This is a genomic window from Mycobacterium sp. (assembly GCF_035653355.1).
Taxonomy (GTDB): domain Bacteria; phylum Actinomycetota; class Actinomycetes; order Mycobacteriales; family Mycobacteriaceae; genus Mycobacterium.
The window spans coordinates 1-4,124 of record NZ_DASRBZ010000383.1 but is presented as its reverse complement, the minus strand read 5'-3'; the positions used below and the strand labels follow the sequence as shown (position 1 = coordinate 4,124).

The 4,124-nt window shown below is 64.6% G+C and carries 6 protein-coding genes; 5 read left to right on the top strand and 1 reads right to left on the bottom strand.

Annotation, left to right across the window (positions count from 1 at the left end; translation table 11 throughout):
- Positions 1-611 (bottom strand): FAD-dependent oxidoreductase (locus VFA16_RS13305; protein WP_414687714.1); only part of this gene is annotated, 611 nt, incomplete at its 3' end.
- 73 nt (positions 612-684) lie between these two features.
- Between VFA16_RS13305 and VFA16_RS13300 the strand changes: the two genes are divergently transcribed.
- From VFA16_RS13300 to VFA16_RS13280, 5 genes are all read left to right on the top strand, one after another.
- The gene (locus tag VFA16_RS13300; protein ID WP_324968266.1) at positions 685-2,193 is read left to right on the top strand and encodes an amino acid permease; all 1,509 of its coding nucleotides are present in this window, start codon (positions 685-687) and stop codon (positions 2,191-2,193) included.
- A gap of 98 nt (positions 2,194-2,291) precedes the next feature.
- Positions 2,292-3,527, top strand: coding sequence for an alkane 1-monooxygenase (locus tag VFA16_RS13295; protein ID WP_324968265.1), 1,236 nt, complete (start codon positions 2,292-2,294; stop codon positions 3,525-3,527).
- A complete protein-coding gene (locus tag VFA16_RS13290; RefSeq protein ID WP_324968267.1) occupies positions 3,527-3,700 on the top strand; it encodes a rubredoxin in 174 nt (57 codons plus the stop codon). The genes VFA16_RS13295 and VFA16_RS13290 overlap by 1 nt, the downstream gene beginning before the upstream one ends.
- Positions 3,697-3,879, top strand: a complete 183-nt coding sequence (locus tag VFA16_RS13285; protein ID WP_324968264.1) for a rubredoxin — start codon at positions 3,697-3,699, stop codon at positions 3,877-3,879. The genes VFA16_RS13290 and VFA16_RS13285 overlap by 4 nt, the downstream gene beginning before the upstream one ends.
- Positions 3,879-4,124, top strand: a 246-nt coding sequence (locus tag VFA16_RS13280; RefSeq protein ID WP_324968263.1) for a helix-turn-helix domain-containing protein, incomplete at its 3' end; no start/stop codon positions are given. The genes VFA16_RS13285 and VFA16_RS13280, both read left to right, overlap by 1 nt.

The window sequence follows — 4,124 nt, the reverse complement described above, 5'->3', positions numbered from 1 at the left end:
CGGAACTGGTGCGACGCGTAGCCGATGCCTACGTCGACCACGTCCTCGCGGGGTTGCTGGAAACCCCACTGCGACAACCAGACCGGCAACCTGCTTCCGCGGCCGGTCGCGTCCACGACCAGATCAGCCCGGACGAAATCGGGCTCGGTCGGCGAGTCCAGTAGCACCCCGGTCACCCGCTGCGCGTCAACGTCAAAACGTGGTTCGACGACCGAGCGCTTGTGGATCTCGACGTTGGTGATGCGGCTGACCCGGCGCCGGATCTGCCATTCCAGGTGTGGGCGACTCGGCACATAGGCGGTGAACTCCTCACGCAGCGTGTGCCCTGTGCCCAGTACGTGTCCGGCGGCGCCGAAGTAAATGCAATCCGGCCGGTTCTCCAGCATGGGCACGCCAGCGGCGACCATGTCTGCGAGCAGGCCAGGGAACAAGCTGTCCAACTCCTGGGCCCCGCGGGCCATCAGCAAGTGCAGGTGACGTCCCTGAGGGACCGCGCTGCGGTTGGCCGGGGCGCTCGGCAGGTCGTCGCGTTCGAAAAGCGTCACCCGGTCGTAGACATCCGAGAGCACGCGCGCCGCGCACAACCCCGCGATGCTGGCACCGATCACTATTGCTTTTTTCCGGGCGTTTCGCTGCGTGGTTTCGCCGCGCATCCTCGGAGAGTACTCGGTACTGTCCCGGTTCATGGCCGGTCGATGGCGCACCAAGTCAATCGAACAGTCGATCGCCGACACCGACGAGCCGACCACGCAGCTGCGCAAGAGCCTGTCCTGGTGGGATCTCGTGGTGTTCGGCGTGTCGGTGGTTATCGGCGCGGGCATCTTCACGGTGACCGCATCGACCGCCGGCAACATCACCGGCCCGGCGATCTGGATATCGTTTCTGATCGCGGCAGCCACCTGCGGGCTGGCAGCGCTGTGCTACGCCGAGTTCGCCTCGATGCTGCCGGTGGCCGGCAGCGCGTACACCTTCTCCTATGCCACCTTCGGTGAGTTCCTGGCCTGGGTCATCGGCTGGAACCTGGTCCTGGAACTGGCCATTGGTGCGGCTGTAGTGGCCAAGGGCTGGTCCAGCTATTTCGGGACGGTGTTCGGGTTCGTCAAGGAGACAGTGACTTTCGGCTCTTACAGCCTCGACTGGGGTGCGCTGCTGATCATCGCGTTCTTGGCAACGCTGCTGGCACTGGGCACCAAACTGTCGTCACACTTTTCCGCCGTCGTCACCGCTATCAAGATTTCGGTCGTGGTGCTGGTCGTGGTCGTGGGCGCCTTCTACATCAAGAGCGCCAACTACTCGCCGTTCATCCCCCCGCCGGAAACCGAACACCGTGGAACCGGCGTCGACCAATCGGTGTTGTCGCTGTTGACCGGCGCGCAAACCAGCCATTACGGCTGGTATGGCGTGTTGGCCGGGGCGTCAATCGTGTTCTTCGCGTTCATCGGGTTCGACATCGTGGCCACCATGGCCGAGGAAACCAAGGAGCCGCACCGCGATGTCCCGCGCGGGATCCTGGCAACGCTGGGGATCGTCACGGTCCTTTACGTCGCAGTCTCGGTGGTGCTATCCGGGATGGTTAGATACACCGAACTGCGGGATACCCCCAGTGGCCGGCACGCGAACTTGGCCACCGCCTTCACCGCGAACGGCGTGCGCTGGGCTTCGGAAGTCATTTCGATCGGGGCGTTGGCGGGGCTGACGACGGTGGTGATGGTGCTGATGCTCGGTCAGTGCCGGGTGCTGTTCGCGATGTCCCGCGACGGGTTGTTGCCGCGTCCGTTGGCTACGACGGGCCCACGCGGCACTCCGGTCCGAATCACGGTCCTGGTCGCGCTGCTGGTTGCGGTGGCGGCCTCGGTGTTTCCGATGGCCAAGCTCGAGGAGATGGTCAACGTAGGAACACTGTTCGCGTTTGTCTTGGTCTCGGCAGGGATCGTCGTGCTGCGCCGAACTCGTCCTGACCTGCGGCGGGGTTTTCGAGTTCCATGGTCGCCGTTAGTGCCGCTAGCGTCCGTCGCCGCATGCCTGTGGCTGATGTTCAACCTCACCGCGTTGACCTGGATTCGGTTCGCGATCTGGATGGTCGTCGGCGTCGTCATCTACGTCGGCTACGGGCGCCGGCACTCGGTGCTGGCCAATCGCCCACCCAGCAGCGACACCAGCCCAGAAGCGGAGCCGACGCCCGCAGCGCCGTAACCGGTTTTACAAAAACGGTCTTTGTGTCTAGACAGAAGACGCAGAACCCGGTATTGTCCAAACCCAACGTGCTCTAACTCACGAGGAGGGTGGACGATATGGCCGGTGAACTGGCCAACCAAGCCGACACCGACGTGGTGGTGTGGCAAGACAAGAAGCGCTATCTGTGGCTGCTGGGCCTGATCGCGCCGACGGCGCTGCTGGTGATCCTGCCCATCGTGTGGGCAATGAACCAGGCCGGCTGGCGGACCGCCTCCCAAGCGCTGTTTTGGATCGGTCCCATCCTGCTGTTCATCGTGTTGCCCGCGCTGGACCTGCGCTTCGGCCCTGACGGGCAGAACCCGCCTGACGAAGTCATGGAGCGGCTGGAGAACGACCGCTATTACCGCTACTGCACCTACATCTACATCCCGTTCCAATACGCCAGCGTCGTCGTCGGCGCGTATCTGTTCACGGCGTCGGACCTGAGCTGGCTGGGCTTCGAGGGGTCGCTCAGCTGGCCGGCCAAGATCGGCCTGGCCCTGTCGGTGGGCACGCTCGGTGGCGTCGGGATCAACACTGCGCACGAGATGGGCCACAAGAAGGAGTCGCTGGAACGGTGGCTGGCCAAGATCACGCTGGCCCAGTCCTGCTATGGGCACTTCTACATCGAGCACAACCGTGGCCACCATGTGCGGGTAGCCACGCCAGAGGACCCGGCGTCGTCCCGATTCGGCGAGGCGTTCTGGGAGTTCTTGCCGCGCAGCGTCTTTGGCAGTCTGCGCTCGGCGTGGCGACTGGAGGCCCAGCGGCTGCGGCGGCTGGGCGTGAGCCCTTGGAATGCCAAAGAGTACCTGTCGAATGACGTGCTCAACGCCTGGCTGATGTCGGTCGTGTTGTGGGGGGTGCTGATCGCGGTGTTCGGCCCGGCGCTGATCCCGTTCGTCATCATCCAGGCGGTCTTCGGCTTTTCGCTGCTGGAATCGGTGAACTACCTCGAGCACTACGGCCTGCTGCGGCAGAAGACGGCCAACGGCCGCTACGAGCGCTGCGCCCCGAAGCACAGCTGGAACTCCGATCACATCGTGACCAACCTGTTCCTGTATCACCTGCAGCGGCACAGCGATCACCACGCCAACCCGACGCGGCGTTACCAGACGCTGCGCAGCTTCGCCGACGCACCGAGCCTGCCCAGTGGTTACGCGTCGATGATCGCGCTGACCTACTTCCCGCCGCTGTGGCGGAAGGTCATGGACCACCGCGTGCTTGCGCACTATGGCGGCGACATCAGCCGCGCGAACGTCCATCCGCGCCGTCGGCAGCAGCTGCTGGCCCGTTATGGGGCGGCGGCATGATGGCCGCCTACCGCTGCCCGGTCTGCGACTACGTCTACGACGAAGCCAAAGGCGCTGAGCGGGAAGGCTTTCCGGCCGGCACATCGTGGGACGAGGTTCCCGATGACTGGTGCTGCCCGGACTGCGGGGTACGGGAAAAGATCGACTTCGAACCGATGGGAGCAAATCGATGAATGACTACAAGCTGTTCGTGTGTGTGCAATGCGGCTTCGAGTACGACGAGGCGCTGGGCTGGCCGGAAGACGGCATCGCGCCCGGCACCCGCTGGGACGACATCCCGGAGGACTGGAGCTGCCCGGACTGCGGTGCGGCGAAATCCGACTTCGAGATGGTTGAAGTCGCGCGTTCGTAATGCGCGCAGTAAGCAGTACCCTCGCGCATGTGAAACGGGTCCCGTACGCCGAAGCGTCGCGGGCCCTGTTGCGCGATTCGGTGCTCGACGCGATGCGTGAGCTGCTGCTGACCCGCGACTGGTCGGCCATCACGCTGGCGGACGTGGCCCGCGCCGCGGGGATCAGCCGGCAGACCATATACAACGAGTTCGGCTCGCGGCAGGGCCTCGCCCAGGGGTATGCACTGCGGCTGGCCGATCGACTG

Excerpts from the sequence above, each read along its gene's own strand:
- VFA16_RS13300 (WP_324968266.1), top strand. The coding sequence starts at position 685 with ATGGCCGGTCGATGGCGCACCAAGTCAATCGAACAGTCGATCGCCGAC.
- VFA16_RS13295 (WP_324968265.1), top strand. The coding sequence starts at position 2,292 with ATGGCCGGTGAACTGGCCAACCAAGCCGACACCGACGTGGTGGTGTGG.
- VFA16_RS13290 (WP_324968267.1), top strand. The coding sequence starts at position 3,527 with ATGGCCGCCTACCGCTGCCCGGTCTGCGACTACGTCTACGACGAAGCC.
- VFA16_RS13285 (WP_324968264.1), top strand. The coding sequence starts at position 3,697 with ATGAATGACTACAAGCTGTTCGTGTGTGTGCAATGCGGCTTCGAGTAC.